This is a genomic window from Pandoraea horticolens (genome assembly GCF_902459555.1).
Classification (GTDB): domain Bacteria; phylum Pseudomonadota; class Gammaproteobacteria; order Burkholderiales; family Burkholderiaceae; genus Pandoraea; species Pandoraea horticolens.
The window spans coordinates 296079-321306 of record NZ_CABPSM010000006.1 but is presented as its reverse complement, the minus strand read 5'-3'; the positions used below and the strand labels follow the sequence as shown (position 1 = coordinate 321306).

The following is a 25228-nucleotide window of genomic DNA, read 5'->3' as shown; positions in this document are numbered from 1 at the left end:
ATAAGACTGTGTTTTTGACTAACACCCGGCAGGAAATGATGGATGTGTTGACGGGCCCTGAGCGTCGGCGGCGCTGGACGGCGGAACAGAAAATGGCAATGGTTCGCGAGAGCCTCGAGCCGGGGAAGACCGTTTCGCTGGTGGCTCGGCAGCACGGCGTGAATCCGAACCAGTTGTTCCACTGGCGCAAGCTGTACCAAGGCGGAAGCCTGTCGGCGGTCAAAGCTGGAGAGGAAGTGGTTCCGGCGTCGGAACTGGCCGATGCGCTCAAACAGATTCGTGAGCTGCAACGGATGCTCGGCAAGAAGGTTGTGGAGAACGAGATTCTCCGCGAAGCAGTTGAATATGGCCGAGCAAAAAAAGGATCGCGCACGCGCCATTGTTGCCGGGCGACGAGCAGTGAAACGGGTCTGCGAAGTTCTCGGTGTGTCGCGCTCGAACGTTTCGGCACTGCTTGCGCGTCCTGCAGACTGGCAGGATGGTCGGAAGTCCAGGCAAACCGCTGATGCGCCGGTGGTGGAGGAAATCCGCCGGATTATTGGAAATTTGCCGAGCTACGGCTATCGTCGTGTCTGGGGCATGCTGCGCGAAGAACGACAAGCCATTGGGCTGCAGGTGTTCAATGCAAAACGCATCTATCGCGTCATGAGCACTCATGGTCTGCTGATGGAGCGGCGTCCTGCGCCACCCCGTCCGCAGCGGCGACACGACGGCAAGGTGGCCGTGGCGCGCAGCAACCAGCGTTGGTGTTCGGACGGCTTCCAGTTCCGGTGCGACAACGGCGAGCCGTTGCGTGTGACGTTCGCGCTGGACTGCTGCGACCGCGAAGCGATGAGCTGGGCCGCTACGACGGCAGGCCACAGCGGTGACATCGTGCGCGACGTGATGCTGGCGGCGGTAGAAAATCGCTTCGGTGCTGCCTTGCATACGCCATCCGAAATCGAATGGTTGAGCGACAACGGCTCGGGCTATACGGCCGACGAGACACGCCGGTTTGCCGTGGATATCGGTCTGAAGCCATTGACCACGCCCGTGCGCAGCCCGCAAAGTAACGGCATGGCCGAGAGCTTCGTAAAAACGATGAAACGCGATTACGTGGCCTTCATGCCGAAACCGGATGCGGCGACTGCGGCACGCAACCTGGTTATCGTCTTCGAGCATTACAACGAGAAGCATCCCCATAGCGCGTTGAAATATCGCTCGCCACGAGCGTTTCGCCGCGCGATGGATTCAGCAACTTTAGTGTGATGCTGTGTCCGGAATTACAGGGGCAACTCCAATCCATCTCCCCCCTCGACAGCAAGCGTATCGATGTCGCTGTGTTCGGCTTCTCGCGCAGGGCCAGGCGCAACCATGCGGACCGCTTCCAGCAGTCGGGCAAGGCAATCAACGCCAAGGTTCGGCTTTACTCTCGAATCGGCCGCGCCTTACTGGAAGCCGAGCAGTCGGGCGGTGATCCGTTCGCCGCCATTGAGTCGATCATCCCATGGGATGCGTTCAGCGACAGCATTAACGAAGCGGAGGCGTTGGCTCGACCGGAGGACTTCGATTTTCTAGCCTTGGTCGGCGACGGCTTCACCCAACTTCGGCGCTACACACCGACGCTGCTGGATACGTTGTTGCGCGCAAAGTAATACTGAGCCACTTCGCGCAAAGTAAATCTGAGCCACCTTTCAGTACAGTCAGCCTTTTTCGCGCGAGGGCTTCTTAGATTCACCCACTGTAAATACAGTTAGTTGGGCTGGGGTGTCGAAAAAGTTACTTACCCCCACTACTCGAAAAGCGAAACCACCCCGCCAATTGCTCCACCGATCACCGTTCCTGCCGCCGATCCGATAGCGGCACCAACGGCGAGACCAGCGACGGCACCAATTGGGCCGCCAATTCCTAAGCCGACAAAGCTAGCTATGCCTCCACCCATCATCGCGCCCGACACCATGCCTTCATCAATAAAGTCAGTAACGCCTGCACCAGAAACAAGTTCAACTTCATGGAGAGAAAGAGTGCGCATACAATGCTCCTTTATTTAAGCCAATGAATGCCGCCATCTTTAGCAGCGCCTACTTCTTAGATTCGCCTACTGTAAATACAGTTAGTTGGGCTGGGTTGTCGGAAAAATTACTTACCCCACCACTCAAAAAGCGAACCTACCCCGCCAATTACCCCACCGATCACTGTTCCTGCCACCGATCCGATAGCTGCACCACCTGCAGCACCAATTGGGCCGCCAATTATGAGGCCGCCAAGGCCACCTATGCTTGCGCCGATACCCCAGCCCGGCACCGTGCCTATAGCAACAGCGTCGCCAACGCTTGCACCAGAAACAAGTTCCACTTCATGGAGAGAAAGAGTACGCATACGATGCTCCTTTATCAAACCAATGAATACCGCCATATTTAGCGGCGCCTACTGCTCTTGTTTTTTGGAATTCCTCACTAAAAATCAGTTTGGAATTTGTTGATTTTCCCTATTGGTACACCACCGGGTTAAACGTCGATAATTTACTTTCTGCGTTGCCTCTATATTAGGTACCGTAATCATCGATTCGATGAAGTAAAAATGATAATTTCGTGATTTTCCCGTGAAAATTAACTTTCAACACGGATGCGTTTACATCAATCCACATTCCACCGGAAATCTTCCTGAAAGTAGGGCCCTCTTTGATATTTGATCGGAACTTTCCGGGAATTATCAAAATTGACCCTACCCCAGAAAACAGTACCGCTGAAAAATAGAAAATCCGGCATGATTTTGAGAGTTTGAAACGGAAGACATGCCATGAAGACGAGCAAGTTCACGGAAGCACAGATCGCGTTTGCCTTGAAGCAGGTGGAGCTAGGTACGAAGGTCGAAGAGGTGTGCCGTAAGCTGGGAATCAGCGAGGCGACGTTCTACATATATGGACTACCCTGGATAGCAAGTTGATGTTTTGATAGCACGGAAGTCGATTGCGTACATATATCCGGCGTCATGGGTAAGCCCTGCGCCTAAGTGGAAATCCGCACGAACAGGCCTCAACAACTGGAAGACATCAAGGGCCGTTATAAAAATCAGGTTCCCTGTTCGCCGGATCGACCGGTGTGCCACTGTCAGTCATCAACGCATCGTTGGTAGAGGTTAGGTCACGCAGGACGGTAAGGCTGACCTGAGGCGAGTATGGCCCAGATGGTACGAGCCATCTTGTTGGCCATTGCGACGATCGCACGATTTGCGCCACGCCGCTCTTGAAGCGCCAAAGCCCAAGCATGCTTCCTATCCTGTTTGGTGGGGGCAGTTCGCAGTACCGCTCGTGCGCCATGAATCAGTAGTGTTCGCAGATGTCGATCACCGCGTTTGCTGATTCCCTGGAGTCTCGTTTTGTCGCCGCTTGAGCACTGGCGAGGCACCAAGCCCAGCCATGCGGAGAAATGACGCCCGTTTTTGAAGTCTTTAGGGTCCGAGACAGCGGCCACAATGGCGGTGGCTGTTTTCGGGCCGACGCCTTCGATCTTCGCGATGCGCTGGCATGTTTCACTGGCCTTGAAGACAGCATCAATGCGCTTGTCAAAACCGGAGATTCGACCGTCAAGTTCACGCAAAAAAGCTCTGAAGCCTTCTCGCAAACGGGCACTGATCGACGAGTTGCGTGATCGGTATCGGGCAAGCCTGACCAAAGTGTGCGCGCTATTTCGCATGTCGAGGTCACTGTACGGATACCAATCGGTAGCTCGGGACTCGTCGGCATTGCTTGCGCGCATCAAAGAGATTGCCGCGACTCGCGTACATTACGGCTATCGCCGAGTGCACGTGATGTTGCAGCGAGAAGGCTGGCAGGACAACCACAAACGGGTCTATCGGCTCTATCGAGCCGAGGGCTTATCGCTGCGGCATAAGCGGCCAAAGCGAAACAAATCAGCGCGGGTGCGCCAACCCAAGAGCATCGTCACGGCCATCAATGAGATATGGAGCATGGACTTCGTCTCCGACGCATTGTTTGACGGTAGACGCTTACGTGCTCTGACAGTGGTCGACAATTACACGCGGGAGAGTTTGGCCATCGATGTCGGGCAGAGCTTGAAGGGGGAGGACGTCGTGCGAGTCCTGACGATGATTGTGGCCGAGCGCGGTGTGCCGCAGACGATAAAAGTCGATAATGGCAGCGAATTTATCTCGAAAGCGATGGATCGGTGGGCTTATGAAAACGGCGTCGAACTCGATTTCAGTCGACCGGGAACACCCACCGACAACGCCAAGGTCGAGAGCTTCAACGGACGCTTCCGACAAGAATGTCTGAACGAGCATTGGTTCTTGTCGCTGGACGACGCCCGAGGCAAAATCGCCGCTTGGCGGCAGTACTATAACGAGAGCCGTCCCCACTCCGCATTGCAGTGGGAGACACCCGCCGAATTCGCCCGTCGGGCGCGGCAGCGCGCCCCGACAGACGGAACCCCGAAGCCGGAAATTTCTACTTCCGACCGGGACTAATTCTGGGTCAGGGTCACGAGCAGGCCAGTAGATACCTATCTCCGCTTTCACACGCTGCAAGTTCGGTGGATCGGGTTGTGCGGCGAGCGGCATGAGACAGATGCGGTTCTTGCCTATCGGGCGCAGGGTGACGCGTGAATTTTGGCAGCCCCTGATTCAGCGCGGTCAATGCCTCGATCATCGTCTAAAGACCGGTTGCACTAGGTGTAGCGGCGCACGGGAAAGCGGCCAAGTGGGTCTGGCAAGCGCACGGCGGGGGCTGCGGCTTGCCACCCCAGTGAGCGATTCATGCAAGCGCCTATGGCGAGCTTATGTAACAGTGAGACTGCCCACAATGGGCCATCTAGCGATGGCAGGCACATCGCGAACAGGAACTTCTATCAGGCAACGCCATGCTTCCCGTTTCCGGCGCAGAGGCCCGACGCCTCCAGCCCTCAGTGGCTGCATCAATCTCAGCATCGCCCCGACAGAGCGCACTACCGCCGACTACGCTGGCCGCCAGCGTGTACGCGGTGTATCAGACCAGTGAGTCATCCGGTATGCCATCGAGTTCGCCTCAACGCCCGTCTCGCCCCTCAACAGCAGCAATACTTGACGCGGTGCTGGACATGCAAGGGATACCGGCATCGCATACCGGTGCGTTCTCTGGCATACCGCCGAGTTCGCTTCAATATCCATCTCGCCCCTCGACAGCAGTAATACTTGACGCAGTGCTGGACATGCAAGGGATACCGGCGTCGCATACCGATGCGTTCTCTGGCATGCCGTCAACCTCGGCCCAACGATCGCCGCACCCCGAAACTCAGGGGCTGCATGCCGGCGGTTGCCATCGAAAGCGCGTAGCGCCACAGGACGCAGACAGTGGGAGATGTGCCGGTTTAATGCCTCCGCCGGCCCAAATCCTCCGCAGAGAAACTAGCACGGGGCGCGGGAGAGCGACGGTCACCACCGAGATGGTGCGGGAGTGGCAGCACCTCGGCGAGCAAGGGATTGATGAGGCGGGCGGGCTTGACGGCGTGGCTAGGCAGTACGGCGTCGCATCGGCCGCGCTGAAACATTATCTGCGTGCAGACGGCACGCTGACGAAGCGTGCCGAGGACCGGCTCAATCCGCCGGGCACGGACATCACCCTCGAGATGTTGCGGGAGTGGCAGCGCCTCGGCAAGCAAGGGATTGATGAGGCGGGGGGACTTGACGGCGTGGCCAGGCAGTACGGCGTTGCGTCTGGCGCGCTAAAAAATTACCTGCGCGCAGACGGCACGCTGGCGAAACCCGCCGAGGACCGGCTCAACCCACCGGGCGCGGAAGTCACCCTCGAGATGTTGCGGGAGTGGCAGCACCTCGGCAAGCAAGGGATTGGTAAGGCGGGCGGGCTTGACGGTGTGGCCAGGCAGTACGGCGTCGCGTCTGGTGCGCTGAAAGTTTACCTGCGTGCAGACGGCACGCTGACGCAGCGCGCCGAGGACCGGCTCAACCCGCCGGGCGCGGACATCACCCTCGAGATGTTGCAGGAGTGGCAGCACCTCGGCAAGCAGAGGATCGATGAGGCGGGGGGGCTTGACGGCGTGGCCAGGCGGTACGGCGTCGCATCGGCCGCGCTGAAAAATTACCTGCGTGCAGACGGCACGCTGACGAAGCCCGCGGAGAACCGGCTCAATCCGCCGGGCAAGGACATCACCCCCGAGATGTTGCAGGAGTGGCGGTGCCTCGGCAAGCAGAGGATCGATGAGGCGGGGGGGCTTGACGGCGTGGCCGGGCAGTACGGCGTCACGTCTAGCGCGCTGAAAAATTACCTGCGCGCAGACGGCACGCTGAAGAAGCGCGCCGACGACCGGCTCCGCAAGGATGGCGCGGCGTCGATGTGACTCGCAGGTTGTCTCGCGAACTGTCTGGTCGGAAAACCCGTTGGCGAAGGGCCACCTATTTCGGCTCAATTGACGTGACGTCATGCGTCATCTCACCAATTCCGTTTCCCTACGCTACCGTAGGGCGTCAGAGTCCATGCAACTCTAGGCCCCGATAAATCAACGAGTTACCGCTGTGATCGCCAATAGGCGCATATGGCAACTACGAGGCGGCAGCAAGAAAAGAACTAGGAACCGACTACCCAGACCTCCCTGCCGACGTATTGAATCAAACTGGCGTGAACACGCGCCACTTCAGGCTTGGTATGAAGACAACCTCGCCGATGTGCCAGCGTTCGAGAAACAGATGCGCCGCAAGGTGCACTACGTGATCGAGCCGCAATACCTGTGGGGCAACATTGCGGAGATGGCGCGGATCCAAGATAGCGAGTTGCTGAAGACACTCCAGCGGGGCCTGAGCTACATCGAGACCGAACCTTTCGCCAGCACTTTCCGAGGCTTGTTCTCCGAGATCAACTTGGCCTCGGACAAGCTGGGCAAAACGTACACGAAGCGCAATGCCCGCCCGTGCAAGATCATCAAGGAAATTGCGGATGGATTGAGTCAGTTCTCAACCGACAGCGACACGCTGGGTGATGCCTATGAATACCTTAGCGGCCGGTTCGCGGCAGGCTCGGGCAAGAAGGCCGGTGAGTTCTACACCCCGCAACCCATCTCCACCATCCTTTCGGCAATCGTCACGCTGGATGGACAAGAGCCCGCCACGGGCCAGCGCGCGCAAGCGGCAACCCGAAGTTAGATCTGCCAGTTGCCCCCCCATTGCCCCTGGATGTCAGCGAATACCCTTGGAGAAAAATGGAAATGAAAACCCGCGGAGCCTTTTGGCTACGCGGGTTTCAGGACTTCGGTGTACTGCTTTGGATATATCTTTGGTGGAGAGGAGGTGCATCGACCTCCCGCCCTTCGCGTTACGAACGCGCTGCCATGCAGGTGTATCCGTTTGCCAACGCGCCGCTGCGATTTCGGACTTAATTTTATCTCTCGGGCAAACGCAGCATCTTGGAAACTTTCTCGCCTTGGTAGGTCAGTCGCACAAACTCGGTCCCACAGTCGCAAAACTGTGGCGCCAGTCGCACATACTCTGGCGCCCTACGACAACAGACACAATCAAACATCAATATTCCCAGCACGCAGTGCATTGGACTCGATGAACGCGCGACGCGGTTCCACATCGTCGCCCATCAGCGTGGTGAAGATGCCGTCCGCAGCGATCGCGTCTTCGATCTGCACGCGCAGCAGGCGGCGCATCGTCGGGTCCATCGTGGTTTCCCACAACTGCTCGGCGTTCATTTCGCCCAGACCCTTGTAGCGCTGCTTCGAGACCTTGCTTTCCGCATCGGCCATCAACCACTTCATCGCCGACTTGAAGTTCGCCACCGGTTGCGAACGCTCGCCGCGCTTGATCATCGCACCTTCGCCAATCAGGCCCTTGAACGTCTCGGCCGTCTTCTGCAATTGCGCATAGTCCGCCGTCTGCAGGAAGTCCTGATCGATCACCGTCACCTTCACGTTGCCATGATGACGGCGCTCCACACGCAGCGACGGTGCCGGTTCGGCATTCTCGACATCTTCCATCACCGCCGTGATCGTGATCTCCGGGGCGAGCGGATCGTTGCTCAATGCCGCCTCCAGCGCCTTGGCCGAGGCCTGTGCCGACGCTTCGCTACCGAGATCGATCTCGACACCTTCGGTCACTGCCGTGAGCACCGACGACTCGTAAATGCGGCTCAGACGCTCGATCACACCATCGGACAACTGGTAGCTGCGCGTCAGCTCGCCCAGTGCGTCGCCCGTAATCGGCACAGCGCCCGTCGTCGGCATCAGCTCGGCATTGTTCAGCGCGAGCTTGAGCATGTACTGTCCCAGCTCGCTTTCGTCCTTGATGTAACGCTCGTCCTTGTTGTGCTTGATCTTGTACAACGGCGGTTGTGCGATATACACATAACCCCGCTCGATCAGCTCCGGCACCTGACGGTACAAGAACGTCAGCAGCAGCGTGCGGATGTGCGCACCGTCCACGTCAGCATCGGTCATGATGATGATGCGGTGATAACGCAACTTGTCGATGTTGTAGTCGTCTTTGCCAATACCGCAACCCAGCGCGGTAATCAACGTCACGATCTGTTCGCTCGAAATCAACTTGTCGAAACGCGCCTTCTCGACGTTCAGCACCTTGCCGCGCAGCGGCAAAATCGCCTGGAACTTCCGGTCGCGGCCCTGCTTCGCCGAGCCGCCTGCCGAGTCGCCCTCGACCACGTAGATCTCGCACAGCGCCGGATCCTTCTCCTGACAATCCGCCAGCTTGCCCGGCAGACCCACGCCATCGAGCACGCCCTTACGACGCGTCATTTCACGCGCCTTGCGTGCAGCATCGCGCGCACGCGCCGCCTCGACGATCTTCCCGCAGATGATCTTCGCGTCGTTCGGCGTTTCCTGCAGGAACTCTTCCAGCGCCTTCGCCACGTACTCTTCCACCGGCGCACGCACTTCCGACGACACCAGCTTGTCCTTCGTCTGCGACGAGAACTTCGGCTCCGGCACCTTCACCGACAGCACGCACGTCAACCCTTCGCGCATGTCGTCGCCAGTCGTCTCGACCTTGGCCTTCTTCGCCAGTTCGTTCTCGTCGATGTACTTGTTGATGATGCGCGTCATCGCCGCGCGCAACCCCGTCAAGTGCGCGCCACCATCACGCTGCGGAATGTTGTTCGTGAAACACAGCACCGTCTCGTTGTAGCTGTCGTTCCACTGCATGGCGACTTCCACGCCGATACCGTCGCGCTCGCCCGTCACATGGAAGATCGTCGGGTGCAGCACCGACTTCGACTTGTTGATGTACTCGACGAAGCCCTTCACGCCACCGCCAAACGCGAAATCGTCTTCCTTGCCCGTGCGTTGATCCGTCAGACGAATCCGCACGCCGTTGTTCAGGAAGGACAGCTCGCGCATACGCTTGGCGAGAATGTCGTAGTGGAATTCGACCTTGCCGAAAATCGTCTCGTCAGCCAAGAAGTGCACTTCCGTGCCACGCTTGTCCGTGTCGCCCAGGAGCTTCAGCGGCGACGTCTCGATACCGTCGACGACTTCCAGCTCGCGGTTCTGCGGCACACCACGGTGGAACTCCATGAAATGCTTCTTGCCATCGCGACGCACGGTCAGCTTCAGGTACGTAGAAAGCGCGTTGACGCACGACACACCCACGCCGTGCAGACCGCCCGACACCTTGTAGCTGTTCTGGTCGAACTTGCCGCCCGCGTGCAGCTCGGTCATCACGATTTCCGCAGCGCTACGCTTCGGCTCGTGCTTGTCGTCGAACTTGATGCCCGTGGGAATGCCGCGACCGTTATCCGTCACGGAAATGGAATTGTCCGCGTGAATGATCACGTGGATGTCGTCGCAGTAACCCGCAAGCGCCTCGTCGATCGAGTTGTCCAGCACCTCGAATACCAAGTGATGCAGGCCCGTGCCGTCCGACGTGTCGCCAATGTACATGCCGGGACGCTTACGCACAGCCTCCAGACCTTCAAGGATCTGGATGGAGGCTGCACCATAGCCGCTGTCGGCCTGCTTTTGCTGTTCGCTCATGACAATCTTCCGGTTACTGCGTCATTAACTGACGAATTACTGCTTCATGACCCGCCACCCCCGCGTGCTTTTGGCGCCGCGAAGGCAGGCTTATCCTGCAAAAGGATAATTCTCTAGAAACGCCAAAGGGGCACTCGGCCCCTTCGCGCATATGACGGCGCGTATGGCGGAATATCCGCTCAAATGCGCATCGGCATGACGACGTATTTGAATTCGTCGTTGTCCGGCAAGGTAATCAGGGCGCTCGAGTTGGCGTCGCCAAGACTCACCTTTACCTGTTCGACCTTGAGGTTCGACAACACGTCGAGCAGGTACGTCACGTTGAAGCCGATATCCACCGACTCGCCCGTGTAATCGATCTCGAGTTCTTCCTGCGCTTCTTCGGTTTCCGCGTTGCTCGCACTGATCTTCAGCAGGTTCTCGCTCACCAGGAAACGCACGCCCTTGAACTTGTCCGACGTCACGATGGCCGCGCGCTGCAACGACCGATGCAACTCTTCGCGGCTGATGACGAAGCTCTTGTTGTAACCCTTCGGAATCACACGGTTGAAGTCGGGGAACTTACCCTCGACCAGCTTCGAAACCAGCTCGACATTCGCGAAGGTGAACTTGACCTGGCTCGGCGCCACATCGATCTTCACCTTGTCGTCGATGTCTTCGAGCAGACGCTGCAACTCGAGAATCGTCTTGCGCGGGATGATGACTTCCTGACGCGCGAAATTCTGACCCTCGATCGTGGTGTTGCAGTACGCCAGTCGGTGACCGTCCGTTGCCACCGCTTCGATCTTCTCGCCCTCGACCACGAGCAGCATGCCGTTCAGGTAGTAACGGATGTCCTGCTGCGCCATGGCGAAATGCACCATGCCCAGCAATTGACGCAGCGCACGCTGCGGCAGCTCGAAGCTCGCAGCATAGTCCTTCGCTGCGGCCACGGTCGGGAAATCTTCGGCAGCCAGCGTCAGCAACTGGAATCGGCTCTTGCCGGCCTGCACCGTCAGACGCTTGTCCGACAGCGACAGCGCCACTTCGGCATCCGGCATGTTGCGCAGAATGTCGAGCAGCTTGCGCGCCGCCACGGTCGTCGCCACATCATCGGCGCCGGCACCGCAATCGGCGGTGGTCGTGATCTGCAACTCAAGGTCGGTCGACAGGAAGGAAATGTCCTGTCCGTGCTTGCGAATGAGCAAATTGGCCAGAATCGGCAACGTATGGCGACGCTCGACGATGCCACTCACAATTTGCAGCGGCCGCAGCAGATTGTCTCGTTGAGTTTTGACCAATTGCATATTTATCCTTCGTAGTAGCTGTTAACGGGTATCAGTTTTTGCTGAAAACCCGAAGATTCCCTTATCAATCAATCGCTTGCGGAAGGGATAACAGGGCGGAAACCGCTGTGGACGAACAGGGGACGCATTGTGCGCCGATCCGCTATTGTGCCCGAAAACGCCAGTTCCCCCCAAACCGCACCCAGCTTATCCACAGGGACGCGGGCAACCCCGCCCGCCATCCCGCGTATCTGCCGGTTTTTACCCCTTTAGCGTCTGCTCCAGCACGTGCAACTCGTGATTGAGCTGCGCGTCCTTGCCCCGCTCTTCCGCAATCTTGCGTACCGCGTGAAGCACCGTCGTATGGTCGCGTCCGCCAAACAGTTCGCCGATTTCCGGCAAGCTCTTCTGCGTCAACTCCTTTGCCAGATACATCGCAATTTGCCGCGGCCGTGCAATATTGGCAGGCCGTTTTTTCGAATACATGTCGGCGACCTTGATATTGTAAAAATCGGCCACCGTCTTTTGAATGTTTTCGACGGAAATCTGACGATTCTGAACCGTCAGCAGATCTTTCAGCGCTTCCTTCGTCAGTTCGATCGTGATCTCGCGACCATGGAACTTCGAGTACGCGAGAATCTTGCGCAGCGCACCTTCCAGCTCACGCACGTTCGAGCGCAAATGCTTGCCGACGAAGAACGCTACGTCCTCCGACAAGCCCACACCCTCAGCCTGCGCCTTCTTGATAAGAATTGCCACGCGCATTTCCAGCTCGGGCGGCTCGATGGCCACCGTCAGGCCGGAATCGAAACGTGAAATCAGGCGATCGTCGATCCCAGTGATCTCCTTTGGGTACGTGTCGCTCGTGATGATCACCTGCGCACGGTTCGCGATGAGCGCCTCGAACGCATAGAAGAATTCTTCCTGCGTACGGCTCTTACCCGAGAAGAACTGAATATCGTCGATCAGCAGCAGATCGAGCGAGTGGTAATAGCGCTTGAATTCGTCGAAGGCCTTTCGCTGGTATGCCTTGACCACGTCGGACACGTATTGCTCGGCGTGGATGTACCGAATGCGCGGATTCTGCTTTTCCGCCAGCAACTGGTTGCCGATAGCGTGGATCAAGTGGGTCTTACCCAGACCAACGCCGCCGTACAGGAACAACGGGTTATACGACGTGCCAGGGTTGTTCGCGACCTGGATCGCCGCAGCGCGGGCGAGCTGGTTCGATTTACCCGTCACGAAATTGTCGAACGTCAGCACGGGGTTGAGCTTCGAGCGCTCGTAGATCGACTCGACCTCCCCAAGCTGTGCCGGCTCTTGCGGTGTGACCCGCCAATTGCGGCGCACCGCCTCGGCTTCGCTGGCTTCGAGATCGGGACGCTCGCCGTCGAGCGACGCCGCATCGGTGCCATGTCCACCTGCCACCGCAACCTGTGCCGCAGCGGCCGCCGGATTCGCACGTGCCTTGCTGGCCGGCACCACCGCGGGTGCGGCGCTCGGCGCGGGCGCCGGGGGCGGCGCGGGAGTCGACGACGGCACGCGCATGCCGGCCTTCGGATCGAGCACGAATGTGACCTCGATCGGTGCATTCCAGTAATCCGCCGCCATGCTCTGGATTCGCCCGGAGAACTGGCTCTTCACCCAATCCAGCTTGAAGCGGTTGGGTGCGCCGATCTTGAGCGTGCGCGCCTGTTCATCGAAGTCGAGCGGCGCCAGCGGTTTGATCCAGGTGCGGAATTGCTGGGGCGTCAGCTCTTGTTCGAGACGAGTCGCACAGTGTTGCCAGAAATCATTCATGCAGCGTGTGTCCAAGTGGCGCGGAACCTATCCGACTGCTTCGGTTGGCGCTCTTGCCGTCCACTATCCGTTACATCAGATATGGGGGCAGAACGTCGCAAACCAAGCCGGCAACCCCCGTCCCCAAGCAAGGTTCGGATAGGCAACCGGCCGAGGTCAAGTCAGACCGGCGGCGCATTGCAGACGTCCGGAAACACACGAACCACGGCGCTGCGTTCGGATTTTGCCTCGCGCGGTGCGGCCGGCTTCGGCGCGCGCAGACGACAAAACCCGGCGCGCTATCCACATGGCGGCGTCACCGGTACTCTGCTGGGAAAAAAATTGATGGAGGATTTTAACGCCAAAGTGTCGGCAAAGCGAGTTATCCACAGGAATGCCCACAGCACCGGCGTCTCCGGGCGGGCCTGCCGCGTTAACCCGCCTGACTTTGCGCGCCCACTGCGCAAATGCCCAGCAATTGCGACGATTTGCCGCGACCGACGGGATATCTTCCTCGCCAGACATTTATCCACTGACGGAAACTGATTTCAGAGGCAATTTCTGCCATTATCCACAGTCGGAAGGCCGCCGGGTGGCGAATCCAGGACATCGACAGCACCGCCGGCGCGCGAGCGTGTTGCGGGCGATGGCTAACCTATTGACACACAACGGAAAAGCCGATTAAATAGCGGGTTCGTTAGAAAGACAACCGGATTCTTATCCAACTCCCGACGGCTGGGTCGCGCGTGAAAGTCCTTGAATTTGCAGGTTTTCACGGTGTCCATGTGGCGTTTCACGATGCTGCTGCGCGGGAATTTTTTCACACAGTGAGTGCATCATGAAACGTACTTTTCAGCCTTCCGTGACGCGCCGCAAGCGCACCCATGGCTTCCTGGTTCGCATGAAGACCCGTGGTGGCCGCAAGGTCATCGCCGCTCGTCGCGCCAAGGGCCGTAAGCGCCTGGCCGTTTAATCGCGGATCTCGGTCGTACCGCGGTTTGCGCGTCAAATCCGCAAGGCGCGAAGTCCCGGCAATGGGGTTTCCCAAAGCTGCGCGACTTCTCAAAACGGATGAGTTTTCATCCGTTTTTAGTTTGCGCCCTCTGCGTCGCAGCGCGCACTTCGTGTTGTACATGCGTCGGCGTGAAACTGCGCCGGACACCCCTGTCGATGCCACGTCTGATGAAGGCCGCATCGGCATTGTCGTCGGCAAGAAGCATGCGCCCCGCGCGGTCACTCGCAACCTGATCAAACGTCAGGCACGCGAGATGTTCCGCCAGCGCCGCGCAGCTTTGGCTGGTTGGGACTTCGTACTGCGACTGACCCGGCGCTTCGACAAGGGGACGTACACTGCGGCGGCTGCACCGGTGTTGAACACGCTGGTTCAGGCCGAATTCGTGCAGCTCTTCGACGCGGCCGAAAAAGCCGCCCGCAAACGCCGCACGGCCGACGACAAGACGGAAGGTAGTTAGTCCCCAAACGGTAGCGCCCGAACCCGGGCATGCGCCGCCCACCCGGCCACCTCGGCCGGACTGACAGGCGGAATCGAGATGCGAAGCGTGCTGTTGTTGCTCCTGCGCGGTTACAAGCTGGTGATCAGTCCCTGGCTGGGGAACCGTTGCCGCTTTCATCCGAGCTGCTCCGACTACGCGCGCGAGGCCATCGTCGAGCACGGTGCCGGTTACGGCACTTATCTCGCGGCCCGGCGTCTATGCCGCTGTCATCCGTTTCATCCCGGCGGTTTCGATCCCGTACCGCCGGCTCGACACGTCTGCAACGCTCCCGATCCCACCGCCGAAGGCGCCGAGAAGGCCGCCGGAAGCGACACGTCGCGAACCAAGCAGGCGGTCTCGTCCGGGCCCGCGGCCGCATCGGCAGTTACGCGCCGCGCGCCGGGCCATTCCTGAGTTTCGTCCACCACGAGTTACCGCATGGACATCAAACGCACCGTACTCTGGGTCATTTTCGCGCTGTCTGTCGTGATGCTTTTCGACAACTGGCAACGCAGTAATGGCCATTCGTCGTTGTTCTTCCCGTCGCCGGAGGTGTCCACCCCGGCCGCCACGGGTGGCCATCAGACGCCGGCCAACGACCTGCCGCAAGCTGCCAACGCCGCTGCCGCCGCGGGTAGCGCACCGGGCAATGCGCCGACCGCTGCCACTGCGCAGAAGGTGCGCATCACGACGGATGTCTACGAAGCCGACATCAGCACGCAGGGCGGCACACTGTCGTTCCTCGCGCTCACTAAGTGGCCTGACGCCGACGAAGCCGACAAGCATGTCGTGCTGTTCGACAACACGCCGAGCCATCAGTACTTCGCTCGCACGGGTCTGATCGGCGGCGACTACCCGAATCACAACGACATCTTCACGCAAGTGCCGGGTCCGACCACGCTGACCGGCGACTCGCTGACCGTGAAGTTCGAATCGCCGGTCAAAGGCGGCCTGCAGTTGGTGCGTGCTTACACGTTCCATCGCGGCAGCTACGTGATCGACGTGTCGAACACGATCGTCAACAAGACCGACGCCGCGATCAAGCCGACGCTGTATATGGAACTAGTGCGTGACGGCCGCGAAATCAGCGGCGCGAAGTTCTCGCATACGTTCACGGGCCCGACGGTCTACAGCAACGACGAGAAATTCCAGAAAATCACGTTCAGCGACATCGACAAGGACAAGGCGAAATACGTCAAGCAGTCGAGCGATGGCTGGATCGGCATGGTGCAGCATTACTTCGCCACGGCCTGGATTCCGAAGGAAGGCGCAACGCGCGACAACTACATCGGCAAGCTGGACAACGGCCTCTATCGCGTGGGCGTGAAAGAGCCGCTCGCGAGCATTCCGGCAGGTGGCACCGAGACCGTGGACGCGCGCTTGTTCGCCGGTCCGCAGGAGGAGCACATGCTCGAGCAGATTGCGCCGGGCCTGGAGCTGACGAAGGACTACGGTTACTTCACGATCCTCGCCAAGCCGCTGTTCTGGTTGCTCTCGAAGTTGCACGGACTGATCGGCAACTGGGGTTGGGCGATCATCGCCGTGACCGTGATCATCAAGCTGGTGTTCTTCCCGCTGTCGGCCGCAAGCTACAAGTCGATGGCGCGCATGAAGGAAATCACGCCGCGAATGCAGGCACTGCGTGAGCGCTACAAGAGCGATCCCCAGAAGATGAACGCAGCGCTCATGGAGCTGTACAAGACCGAGAAGGTTAATCCGTTCGGCGGCTGTATCCCGATCGTGATTCAGATTCCGGTGTTCATTGCGCTGTACTGGGTGTTGCTGTCGTCGGTGGAAATGCGCGGCGCGCCGTGGCTGGGCTGGATTCACGACCTCTCGACGCAGGATCCGTATTACATCCTGCCGGTGCTGATGGCCGTGTCGATGTTCATCCAGACCAAGCTGAACCCGACGCCGCCGGACCCGATGCAGGCCAAGATGATGATGTTCATGCCGCTGATTTTCTCGGTCATGTTCCTCTTCCTGCCTTCGGGCCTGGTGCTGTACTACGTGGTCAACAACACGTTGTCGATCGCGCAGCAATGGTCGATCAACCGGATGCTCGGTACCAAGAAGAAGGAAAAGGCGGCCTGACGATTCAGGTTCGACCGTCTGACTGACACAACCGCCCGCGAGTCTCTCGCGGGCGGTTTTGTTTGGTGCATGTCAAAATAAGCCTCTGTTTTCAAAGAATCGTTCCATGAGCGCCACCGTCTCGACTGTTCCGATCGCCGCCATTGCCACCGCCCCCGGACGCGGCGGGATCGGCGTAGTGCGCGTGTCCTTCGGCAAGCACCGCGGCGACGCCGTGCAGCGCGTGATCGCGCGTCTGGTCGGGCAGCCGCTCAAGCCGCGACATGCGTCGTACCTGCCGTTTCTCGACGCCAGCGGCGAGGCATTGGATCGCGGCATCGCGCTGTACTTCCCTGGTCCGAATTCCTACACCGGCGAGGACGTGCTCGAGCTTCAGGGCCACGGCGGGCCTATCGTGCTGCAATTGTTGCTGCAACGTTGCATCGACGAAGGCGCGGCACTGGGGGTTCGTCTGGCGGAGCCGGGCGAGTTTACCCATCGCGCGTTTCTGAACGACAAGCTCGATCTGGCGCAAGCCGAAGCCGTGGCCGACCTGATCGAAGCGAGCACCGAAGCGGCAGCGCGATCGGCTAGCCGCTCGCTGGACGGGGCGTTCTCGCGCGAGATTCATTCGCTGGTGGATCTGGTGATTCATCTGCGCATGCTGGTCGAAGCGACGCTCGACTTCCCGGAAGAGGAAATCGATTTTCTCGAGGCGGCCGACGCCTTCGGGCAACTCGAGCGGATTCGCGCGCAACTGGCGCATGTGCTGTCGCAGGCGAAGCAGGGCGCATTGCTGCGCGAAGGGATCAATGTGGTGCTGGCCGGGCAGCCCAACGTCGGCAAGTCGTCCTTGCTCAACGCACTGGCCGGCGCGGAACTGGCCATTGTCACGCCCATCGCCGGCACCACGCGCGACAAAGTGCAGCAGACGATTCAGATCGACGGCATTCCGCTTCACATCATCGACACGGCGGGTCTGCGAGAAACGGAAGACGAAGTCGAACGTATCGGCATCGCGCGTAGCTGGAGCGAGATCGCCAAGGCGGATGCCGTGCTGCATCTGCTCGACGCGCGCTCGGGGATGACTCCGGAAGACGAAGACATCGCGAAGCAATTGCCCAAGCACGTGCCCATCGTGCGCGTGTACAACAAGACGGATCTGGCGGGCGAACCCGCGACCGTGTTGCCGGAGGAGGGCGCCGCACCGCTTGGCGTGCGATTGTCGGCGAAAGGCGGGCAGGGGATCGATCTGCTGCGCGCAGAGCTGCTCAAGATTGCCGGCTGGCAAGCGGGGAACGAAGGCGTGTTTCTCGCGCGCGAACGGCATTTGTCGGCGCTGCGTGCGGCCCGCGATCATATCGAGATGGCGGACGCACACGCGCGGCAGAACGCGAGCGCGCTCGATCTCTTCGCGGAGGAATTGCGCCTCGCGCAGGAACAACTCAGCACGATCACCGGCGAGTTCACGTCGGACGATTTGCTCGGGGTGATTTTCAGCCGCTTCTGTATCGGAAAATAGTCGGTTTCGAAGTCGAGTCCGGAAAAACCGGTAAAGAAGTCCACCGCTACCGTTCGGTGGACTTCGGGCACACAACCCGTTTTCCCCGCAAATTCCCGCAAAAAACGTAATGCTTTGAAACACTTCTAACACCTACCGTCATTGCTCCGGGAGGGGGACGGGCCTAGACTCGGAAGCGTCAACTCCCGGGCGGCGTTGCGGCACATTTGGGGGACATCCACCTCCTTACGCCGCGCGTACGCGAGGCGGAATCCACCGTGCCCGGAGTTTGTTCTTCGAGGTCCGTGTCGTGAAACGTCTTCCGATTGTCATCGGCTTCGTTGCCGTGGCGGCTGCCCTGGTCAGTGGCAGCGCCTTCGCTTGGCGAGGTGGTGTACGTGTCTGGGTCGGTCCCGGCTACTACCCCTATCCCTACGCCTACCCGTACTACGGGCCCAGCTATTACGCACCGCCCGTCGTCGTCGTGCCTAGCCAGCCTCAGCAATACATCGAGCAGCCTCAGCCCGGCGCCCGGAACGATCAGCCCGGCGCAAACAGCGATACCTGGTACTACTGCGACAAGGCCGGTGCCTACTATCCCTACGTGAAGACATGTCCGAGCGGATGGCGCGAAGTGCCCGCGCAGCCGTTGAACTGATCTGGAGACGCGCCATGTCATATGAATCGCCCCTCGTCTCCCAACCTCGCAAACCGTCGACGGCCATCGCCGGTGCCACACGCGGCGCACGCCCCCGCCGGCGTCTCGCTGCGCCCTTGGCCATCGTCGTCGCCACACTCGCCGGTTGTGCTGTGGCACCCGCCGGCCCAAGCCTCATGGCATTGCCCGGCACCAACAAATCTTTCGATCAGTTCCGTCAGGACGATTTCAACTGCCGCCAATATGCCTCGGGCATGAATGGCGGTCTGGATAGCGCGGCCGCCGCCAACAACAGTGCCGTCGGCAGCGCCGTGATCGGCACGGCGATCGGTGCCGCAGCCGGCGCTGCCTTCGGAGGTGGCTCCGGGGCGGCGATCGGGGCCGGTGCAGGCTTGCTCGCCGGCAGTGCAGTGGGCATGGGTAACGCCCAGTCGTCTGCATATATGACGCAAAGCCGCTATGATCAGGCCTACGTTCAGTGCATGTATGCGTCCGGCAATCGCGTCCCCGTTCGCGGCGACATGGTGTTGCCGCAGCCGACGCAGCGCTATGCGCCGCCGCCGCCTCCGCCCCCGGGCTGGAAGCCGCCTCCCGGCACCTACTGATCCCACATAAGACGTGACGCCAGCATTGCCCCCGCAAGGTGGCGATGCCGGCGAAATTGCGTCGCTTCGCCGAGACACCCAATGACCCACGATTCGATTGCCCGTTCCGCTCGCAACATTTCCCCTCTGCGCAAATGGGGCTGGGGGATGCTGCCCGGCGCTATCGCCGCCGTGCTTGTGCTCACGCCGCATGCCCACGCGCAGAATACGCCTGCACCGGCGAACTCGGCCGCGCCGGGGAATGCAGCAGGCACGGCAGGCGCCACGGGCTCGGGCACCTTCAATCCGAGCGCCGACATCTCACGCGCGGTCTCTCGCGACACTACCGACACGGCCATTCAGAATAACTGGAACAGCATCATGCGCCCGCCCGTGCAGACCAACCCCGAAGACAAGCCGGTCGCAACGCCGCGCCGCGGTCGCGGCATCACACCGGGTATCTCGACGAACTGACACGACCGGTATACCACCCGCTACGTAGCGTCCGCGCGCGCGGGTGACACCCGCCAATGGCAGCCACACGATACCCCGCCCCCCTCGGGGCCCGGCTGGCATTCGCCCGATCGCCCGTCTACTATGAGAATCATCAGCAGGACCCACCCTCTGGTGTTCTCATGCGACTTTTCCTTGCCCTATGGCCCGGGCCGGGTGTACGCGAGCAGCTTCACGCATGGGCCGTCTCGGCTCATGCGGAATGCGGCGGACGTGTGCTGCGCGCCCAGACTTTGCACCTGACGCTGGTTTTTCTCGACGAGGTCGATCCCGCCCGTCTTCCGGTACTGCTTGCGCTCATGCAACGCACGCCGCTCGCTCCGTTCACGCTCACCTTCGATCATCTTGGCTACTGGTCCGATCGCAAGATCGTCTGGGCCGGTGCGCCTGCGGTTCCCGACAGCCTCGTCGCCACCCGCGACACACTGCTGTCTCAATGGCGCGCGACGGGTGCCCGTGTGGTGACGCAGTCGTTTCGCCCGCATGTCTCACTCCTGCGCCATGCGCGTCGCGCGCCGTCGGATCCGTATCCGCGTCCGCTCGTCTGGCATTGCGACGGCTACGTTCTCGTGCACTCGGTGCGCACACCACGCGGGCCGCACTACCGCGTGCTCGCAGAGCATCGCGGCACCTTGCCCGATGGATTTTTCTCAACGTCGACGGAGAAATCGGCGATAGCCACAACGCAATACGGTATATTCGGATGACGATGCGCCGACCGGTTGGCGCATCGGTTTTTCGTCATTTGCAGGAGGCTCAAGTGCAAGTCGGATCGATCGTCAAATCCAATCACATCGCAGTGCCGCGTGGTGCCATGGGCATCGTCACCCGCATGCTGGGAGACATGGCGATGGTGTGCTGGTACTCCGGCCAGCCCGGTGCATCGAAACAACTCAACACCGAACCGTTCTTCATTGTCGACCTGATCGAAACAGGCGATGTGATGCCCGTCGGGGGAAGCCCCATCCTGCACTGAATAGTGTGTTGCGCCGAAAGGCGCTCGGATAAGAAAACGCCGGCCCATCGAAAGACGGGTCGGCGTTTCGCTTGTCAAGTGGACGGAACGGGGTTCAAACCTGGTCCGCGCACTGGCGCATGAGCGCATCGAGTCGCGCCGCTTGCGCGACAGATGATCATGCCCGCGCGCATGCCCGTGTAGCGCATGCCACACACGGCCACCGCCATCACCAACGACGCCAGCCCACGTTGCCAGCGTGGTCTCCAGATGGAACGCCAGCCACAGCGCGACATAGGCCCCCAGCGCTGATATCACGAAGGAAAGTAGAACAAGAAGCTCGCTGTATTAAAGGGGAACGAGGCTGCCTGGCTGCATGGGCTTATCCTGTGGTTTCGCTGTCGCCCCGGCGCCGGAAGCGCGGGAGAGAGAACTTTATTGAGCCGGCACACACGCCCAGGGGACTGCGACGTGGCATCGCGCACGTCGTGCGTCAGTGCCGATTCAATCTTGCCCGCCCACTCGCGCCAAGGGGCAAAAGCATCTTGCGTTCGCAAGACAAAGACGATTTAGAGCCCGTTTTCCAAACTCGCGGCGCACATGGTTGCCGTTCTGCGGCACCATCCGGGGAAAGATTCCAGTCGCGGTCCATCACTACCCGGCCGTCAATTTCAGGGAGACGATGCATATGGCAGACGCCGCCACGGCAAACGCCACCGCCGCGCCGCAAGGGGCGCCGCTGACCGGTGCGCGACTGGCGATCCTCACGATAGGCCTCGCACTGGGCACCTTCATGGAAGTGCTCGACACATCCATCGCCAACGTTGCGGTGCCCACCATCGCGGGAAGCGTAGGGGTGTCGAACAGTCAGGGCACCTGGGTCATCAGCTCGTACGCAGTGGCCGCGGCTATCGCGGTGCCGCTCACCGGTTGGCTGGCACGACGCGTGGGCGAAGCGAAGTTGTTCGTGTCGTCGGTCACGGCCTTCACGGTGGCGTCGATGCTCTGCGGTCTGGCCCCCAACATGGAAACGCTCGTCGTCTTCCGCCTGTTGCAGGGCCTTGTGTCCGGTCCAATGGTGCCGCTCTCGCAAACCATTTTGCTGCGCAGCTTCCCCGAGAAAAAGCGGGGTCTCGCGCTCGGACTGTGGGCCATGACCGTGATTGTCGCGCCAATCTTCGGCCCCGTCGTGGGCGGGTGGATCACGGACACCTACACATGGCCGTGGATCTTCTACATCAATGTGCCCGTCGGCATCTTCTCGGCGGCGTCCTGCTTCCTCCTGTTACGCGGGCACGAGACGAAGACGCAAAAGCTGTCCATCGATCTGATCGGCCTGGCGCTACTGGCCATCGGCGTAGGGTCGTTACAGATGATGCTCGACCTCGGCAAGGACCGCGACTGGTTCAACAGCAGCCTGATCGTCACGCTCGCCCTCACCGCCGCGATCTGCCTGTCGTTCCTGATTCTGTGGGAGCTGACATCCGATAAACCCATCGTCGACCTGACGCTGTTCAAGGATCGTAACTTCGCATTGGGCGTGGTGGTGATTTCGTTCGGCTTCATGACGTTCTTCGCCTCGGTAGTCATCTTCCCGCTGTGGCTGCAAACGGTAATGGACTACACGGCGGGCAAAGCCGGGCTGGCGACGGCGCCTGTCGGCCTGCTGGCGCTGGTGCTCTCACCGCTCATCGGGCAGAACATGAACCGGCTGAACCTGCGGGCAGTCGCCTCGTTCGCGTTCGTCGTGTTCGCTGGGGTGTCCTTCTGGAATTCGCATTTTGCGCTGAATCTGTCGTTCGCGAAGGTCATCGAGCCCCGGCTCATTCAGGGCATCGGTATCGCGTGCTTTTTCGTGCCCGTGACGACCATCACGCTCTCGAGCATTTCAGACGATCGCCTCGCCGCGGCTTCCGGGCTGTCGAACTTCTTCCGCACCCTGTCGGGCGCCATCGGCACCGCCGTGAGTACGACCCTGTGGGAAGACCGGGCGATCTACCATCACGCAAGGCTCGCCGAGAGCATCACCCCCTATTCCGACGCCACGACGAGCTATCTCGACCAGTTGCGCCAGGGGCTGGGGCTCGCGAACGGGGCCGACTTCGGCGTGCTCAACGATCTCGTCACCCGGCAGTCTTTCATGCTGGCCACGAACGACGTCTTTCACCTCTCGGGATATGTCTTTCTCGTCATGGCGGCGCTCGTCTGGCTAACCCATCCCAAGCGTGGCGCCAAAGCTGCGGTGGGCCACTGACATTCGCTTTCGTCCGGCCAGCCCCGGCGATCGTTCCAGAAAAGCAACAATACTTTCCGGCATTCTGGCTTCTGGCCGTCACGACCGGGCGCTAACATGCGATATTGCGCTCATTCGCCAACAGGTACCCGGCATGCTGTTCGATCTGATCGCCCGCTACGGGCTCTGGCTGGTCTTTCTGAACATCTTCGGACAAGCGCTGGGGCTGCCGCTGCCGGCTTATCCCACACTCATCGTCACGGCGTCGACGTCGCTCTTCCCGGCAGCGTTGATTGTCGGCCTCGCGGTTTTCGCTGCGCTGCTGGGTGACACCCTTTGGTTCCTCGCCGGACGACGCTATGGCCACCACATTCTGCGGCTGATGTGCCGGCTGTCGATCTCTCCCGATACGTGCGTGAGCCGCACGGAGGGTGCGATGGGACGTCATGGCGTGCGAGTGCTGATGTTCGCCCGCTTCGTGCCGGGACTCTCGGCCCTGTCGGTGCCGATGGCCGGTGCGCTCGGCGTGTCCTGGCGCACGTTCCTGATGTACGACGCGATCGGTGCGGTGCTCTGGTCAGGTGTCGCCGTAGCTATCGGGTTCGGCTTCGCGTCGCACATCGTGGCCGTACTCGACGCCTTCGATACGCTCGGCCGTGGCGTGCTGTGGCTGGTCGCGCTCGTCTTTGCGCTGTATCTGCTCAATCGATGGCTCAACCGTTACCGCCTGCTGCGCTCGCTGCGCATGGCGCGTATCGGCGTTCAAACGCTTGAGGCGTGGATGAACGACGAAGTGACGCCGGTCGTGATCGACGTGCGCTCGGCCGCTCGCCGGGCGATCGATCCGTTCACGATTCCCGGTTCGCTCGCGATCGAGCCGGATGAAATCGCAGAGAAACTGCGGGACATTCCGCGCGATCGCCGGATTGTGGTGTTTTGCGCTTGTCCGAACGAGGTGACGGCCGCCCGTCTGGCACAGCAACTGCGTGCGCAGGGCTTTGCCGAAGTGCGCCCGTTGCTTGGCGGCCTCGACGCCTGGCGAGATGCCGGCTACACCGTCGAGAAAATCGACGGCATCGACATGCTCGTCCCGGCGCATTGATTTTTCGCCGTTAGCGCAATGCATTGCGCACCACTGAATGACGCGCACTTATCCGCAAGGAAGTGCGCGTCTTTTTTTGGATCACGCTTCGTTGAGGACTTCGCGAAGTTGGAGGAGCAGGGTTCGCAAGGTCTTTTGCACCGCATCGGATTGCCCGGTGACGGCCTGTATCTGCGCGGGCACCAGACGCGCCTCTCGACGTAGGTTCACACCTCTCGATGTCAGGTCGATGAACACCTGACGTTCGTCCGCCTCTCCACGGCGACGCGTCAAAAGCCCCATGATTTCCAGTCTTTTCAGCAATGGCGTGAGTGTGCCGGAGTCGAGTCCGAGACGTGCGCCAAGCTGATTGACGGCGATATCGTCCTGCTCCCAAAGCACAATCATCACAAGATATTGCGAATAGGTCAGCCCCAATCTATCGAGCATCGGCTTGTGTGCTTTTGTCATGGCAAGCGATGCCGAGTACAACGCGAAACCCAACTGCTCTTCGAGACGCACGGGTGATTTTTGTGCGGCTTTTTTGCTCACTGCCATTCCGGTATGACTTCTCAGTTCCAATTCGATTGCGCGCCATTCTATTTCACCGCGTGGAATGTGACCAGTTCGAAAGACGAACCGAACGACGCGCTTCGCGTGAAATCTTGAGGGAAGTCCACGCAGCCGGCGCACGCAGCACAGGAAACGATGACACCGGGTCGAGAGGGCTCGCGGTAAGGGCCAGGATAGTGCTTTCGTGCCGGCAACGCCGACACCGGCGGAAACCATCACCGGCGGTGAAGCCGGCCCCGGAATACGACGAAGAAAAATGTCCCAACCTCGCGCCAGGTGCCCGGAATTTACCTTTATCTGAACGGGACTCAGTTTTACCGGTGAAATCGGCAGTTCCGATGGCATTCACAGCGCAATGCTGAGACAGGCAGCGAATTCCGGTTGGTGGAAGGTCATCTGCGAAATCGCCTCGTCACATGACAATCCACAGCGGAGCCCACCAACACCCGGCGGCGCGAATCCGCTTCAGCGGGAAAAACACCGTCAAAACGATGTTACCTGAGCACGACTCAGTTTTGAGGGCGAAAATCGCACGGCGGGTCGCGC

20 protein-coding genes and 5 pseudogenes are annotated in these 25228 nt (G+C 60.2%); 18 read left to right on the top strand and 7 right to left on the bottom strand.

Going from position 1 to position 25228, the window contains the following annotated elements; genetic code table 11:
• Positions 1 to 38: 38 nt before the first annotated feature.
• A protein-coding gene (locus PHO31112_RS12970; protein ID WP_150620891.1) for an IS3 family transposase occupies positions 39 to 1248 on the top strand; the annotation gives its coding sequence in 2 pieces (ribosomal slippage) (positions 39 to 364 and positions 363 to 1248; 1212 coding nt in all).
• A gap of 110 nt (positions 1249 to 1358) precedes the next feature.
• Positions 1359 to 1628, top strand: a pseudogene (locus PHO31112_RS12965) (hypothetical protein); the annotation flags it as partial.
• Between the two features lie 143 nt (positions 1629 to 1771).
• Here PHO31112_RS12965 and PHO31112_RS12960 read toward each other — a convergent pair.
• A complete protein-coding gene (locus PHO31112_RS12960) occupies positions 1772 to 2011 on the bottom strand; it encodes a hypothetical protein (RefSeq protein ID WP_150620861.1) in 240 nt (79 codons plus the stop codon).
• Between the two features lie 107 nt (positions 2012 to 2118).
• The gene (locus PHO31112_RS12955; protein ID WP_217427026.1) at positions 2119 to 2358 is read right to left on the bottom strand and encodes a hypothetical protein; all 240 of its coding nucleotides are present in this window, start codon (positions 2356 to 2358) and stop codon (positions 2119 to 2121) included.
• Positions 2359 to 2778: 420 nt separating this feature from the next.
• Between PHO31112_RS12955 and PHO31112_RS12950 the strand changes: the two are divergent.
• Positions 2779 to 2895: pseudogene (locus PHO31112_RS12950) on the top strand (transposase); the annotation flags it as partial.
• 227 nt (positions 2896 to 3122) lie between these two features.
• Here the strand turns inward: PHO31112_RS12950 and PHO31112_RS12945 are convergent.
• Positions 3123 to 3578: pseudogene (locus tag PHO31112_RS12945) on the bottom strand (IS110 family RNA-guided transposase); the annotation flags it as partial.
• Here PHO31112_RS12945 and PHO31112_RS12940 point away from each other — a divergent pair.
• The 3 genes and pseudogenes from PHO31112_RS12940 to PHO31112_RS12930 form a co-directional block, all read left to right on the top strand.
• Positions 3529 to 4464: pseudogene (locus tag PHO31112_RS12940) on the top strand (IS3 family transposase); the annotation flags it as partial. The pseudogenes PHO31112_RS12945 and PHO31112_RS12940 overlap by 50 nt on opposite strands.
• Before the next feature lie 953 nt (positions 4465 to 5417).
• Positions 5418 to 6329 carry a hypothetical protein gene (locus tag PHO31112_RS12935; RefSeq protein WP_150620859.1) on the top strand — a complete coding sequence of 304 codons (912 nt, stop codon included), beginning with the start codon at positions 5418 to 5420 and terminating at the stop codon, positions 6327 to 6329.
• Between the two features lie 200 nt (positions 6330 to 6529).
• Positions 6530 to 7107 (top strand): annotated as a pseudogene (locus tag PHO31112_RS12930) (N-6 DNA methylase); the annotation flags it as partial.
• Positions 7108 to 7496: 389 nt separating this feature from the next.
• Here PHO31112_RS12930 and gyrB read toward each other — a convergent pair.
• From gyrB to dnaA, 3 genes are all read right to left on the bottom strand, one after another.
• Positions 7497 to 9974 carry a DNA topoisomerase (ATP-hydrolyzing) subunit B gene (gyrB, locus tag PHO31112_RS12925; protein ID WP_150620858.1) on the bottom strand — a complete coding sequence of 826 codons (2478 nt, stop codon included), beginning with the start codon at positions 9972 to 9974 and terminating at the stop codon, positions 7497 to 7499.
• Positions 9975 to 10153: 179 nt separating this feature from the next.
• Entirely contained in the window at positions 10154 to 11260 is a 1107-nt protein-coding gene (gene dnaN / locus PHO31112_RS12920) for a DNA polymerase III subunit beta (protein ID WP_010806666.1), read from the bottom strand.
• A gap of 240 nt (positions 11261 to 11500) precedes the next feature.
• Positions 11501 to 13039, bottom strand: coding sequence for a chromosomal replication initiator protein DnaA (dnaA, locus tag PHO31112_RS12915; RefSeq protein ID WP_150620857.1), 1539 nt, complete (start codon positions 13037 to 13039; stop codon positions 11501 to 11503).
• Between the two features lie 817 nt (positions 13040 to 13856).
• Between dnaA and rpmH the strand changes: the two genes are divergently transcribed.
• From rpmH to PHO31112_RS12850, 12 genes are all read left to right on the top strand, one after another.
• Positions 13857 to 13991 (top strand): 50S ribosomal protein L34, encoded by a 135-nt coding sequence (gene rpmH / locus PHO31112_RS12910; RefSeq protein ID WP_010806664.1) that lies wholly within the window; start codon positions 13857 to 13859, stop codon positions 13989 to 13991.
• Between the two features lie 61 nt (positions 13992 to 14052).
• A complete protein-coding gene (rnpA, locus tag PHO31112_RS12905) occupies positions 14053 to 14490 on the top strand; it encodes a ribonuclease P protein component (RefSeq protein WP_150620856.1) in 438 nt (145 codons plus the stop codon).
• A 78-nt stretch (positions 14491 to 14568) separates the two neighbouring features.
• Positions 14569 to 14925, top strand: a complete 357-nt coding sequence (gene yidD, locus PHO31112_RS12900) for a membrane protein insertion efficiency factor YidD (protein ID WP_036664670.1) — start codon at positions 14569 to 14571, stop codon at positions 14923 to 14925.
• A 24-nt stretch (positions 14926 to 14949) separates the two neighbouring features.
• On the top strand, positions 14950 to 16605 hold the full coding sequence (gene yidC, locus PHO31112_RS12895; RefSeq protein ID WP_150620855.1) for a membrane protein insertase YidC: 1656 nt from the start codon (positions 14950 to 14952) through the stop codon (positions 16603 to 16605).
• A gap of 106 nt (positions 16606 to 16711) precedes the next feature.
• Positions 16712 to 18106, top strand: a complete 1395-nt coding sequence (gene mnmE / locus PHO31112_RS12890) for a tRNA uridine-5-carboxymethylaminomethyl(34) synthesis GTPase MnmE (RefSeq protein ID WP_150620854.1) — start codon at positions 16712 to 16714, stop codon at positions 18104 to 18106.
• Positions 18107 to 18395: 289 nt separating this feature from the next.
• Positions 18396 to 18743 carry a hypothetical protein gene (locus tag PHO31112_RS12885; RefSeq protein ID WP_150620853.1) on the top strand — a complete coding sequence of 116 codons (348 nt, stop codon included), beginning with the start codon at positions 18396 to 18398 and terminating at the stop codon, positions 18741 to 18743.
• Positions 18744 to 18757: 14 nt separating this feature from the next.
• The gene (locus tag PHO31112_RS12880; protein WP_425495185.1) at positions 18758 to 19348 is read left to right on the top strand and encodes a YMGG-like glycine zipper-containing protein; all 591 of its coding nucleotides are present in this window, start codon (positions 18758 to 18760) and stop codon (positions 19346 to 19348) included.
• A gap of 81 nt (positions 19349 to 19429) precedes the next feature.
• On the top strand, positions 19430 to 19801 hold the full coding sequence (locus PHO31112_RS12875) for a hypothetical protein (protein ID WP_150620852.1): 372 nt from the start codon (positions 19430 to 19432) through the stop codon (positions 19799 to 19801).
• A gap of 161 nt (positions 19802 to 19962) precedes the next feature.
• Entirely contained in the window at positions 19963 to 20547 is a 585-nt protein-coding gene (gene thpR, locus PHO31112_RS12870; protein ID WP_174995693.1) for an RNA 2',3'-cyclic phosphodiesterase, read from the top strand.
• Positions 20548 to 20600: 53 nt separating this feature from the next.
• A complete protein-coding gene (locus PHO31112_RS12865) occupies positions 20601 to 20816 on the top strand; it encodes a hypothetical protein (RefSeq protein WP_150558212.1) in 216 nt (71 codons plus the stop codon).
• Positions 20817 to 21483: 667 nt separating this feature from the next.
• On the top strand, positions 21484 to 23049 hold the full coding sequence (locus tag PHO31112_RS12855) for a DHA2 family efflux MFS transporter permease subunit (RefSeq protein WP_150620850.1): 1566 nt from the start codon (positions 21484 to 21486) through the stop codon (positions 23047 to 23049).
• A 133-nt stretch (positions 23050 to 23182) separates the two neighbouring features.
• A complete protein-coding gene (locus PHO31112_RS12850; RefSeq protein WP_150620849.1) occupies positions 23183 to 24130 on the top strand; it encodes a DedA family protein/thiosulfate sulfurtransferase GlpE in 948 nt (315 codons plus the stop codon).
• 81 nt (positions 24131 to 24211) lie between these two features.
• Here PHO31112_RS12850 and PHO31112_RS28030 read toward each other — a convergent pair whose 3' ends face one another.
• Positions 24212 to 25027: a MarR family winged helix-turn-helix transcriptional regulator gene (locus PHO31112_RS28030; protein WP_343042734.1), complete on the bottom strand. Its 816-nt coding sequence runs from the start codon at positions 25025 to 25027 to the stop codon at positions 24212 to 24214.
• Positions 25028 to 25228: the final 201 nt, after the last annotated feature.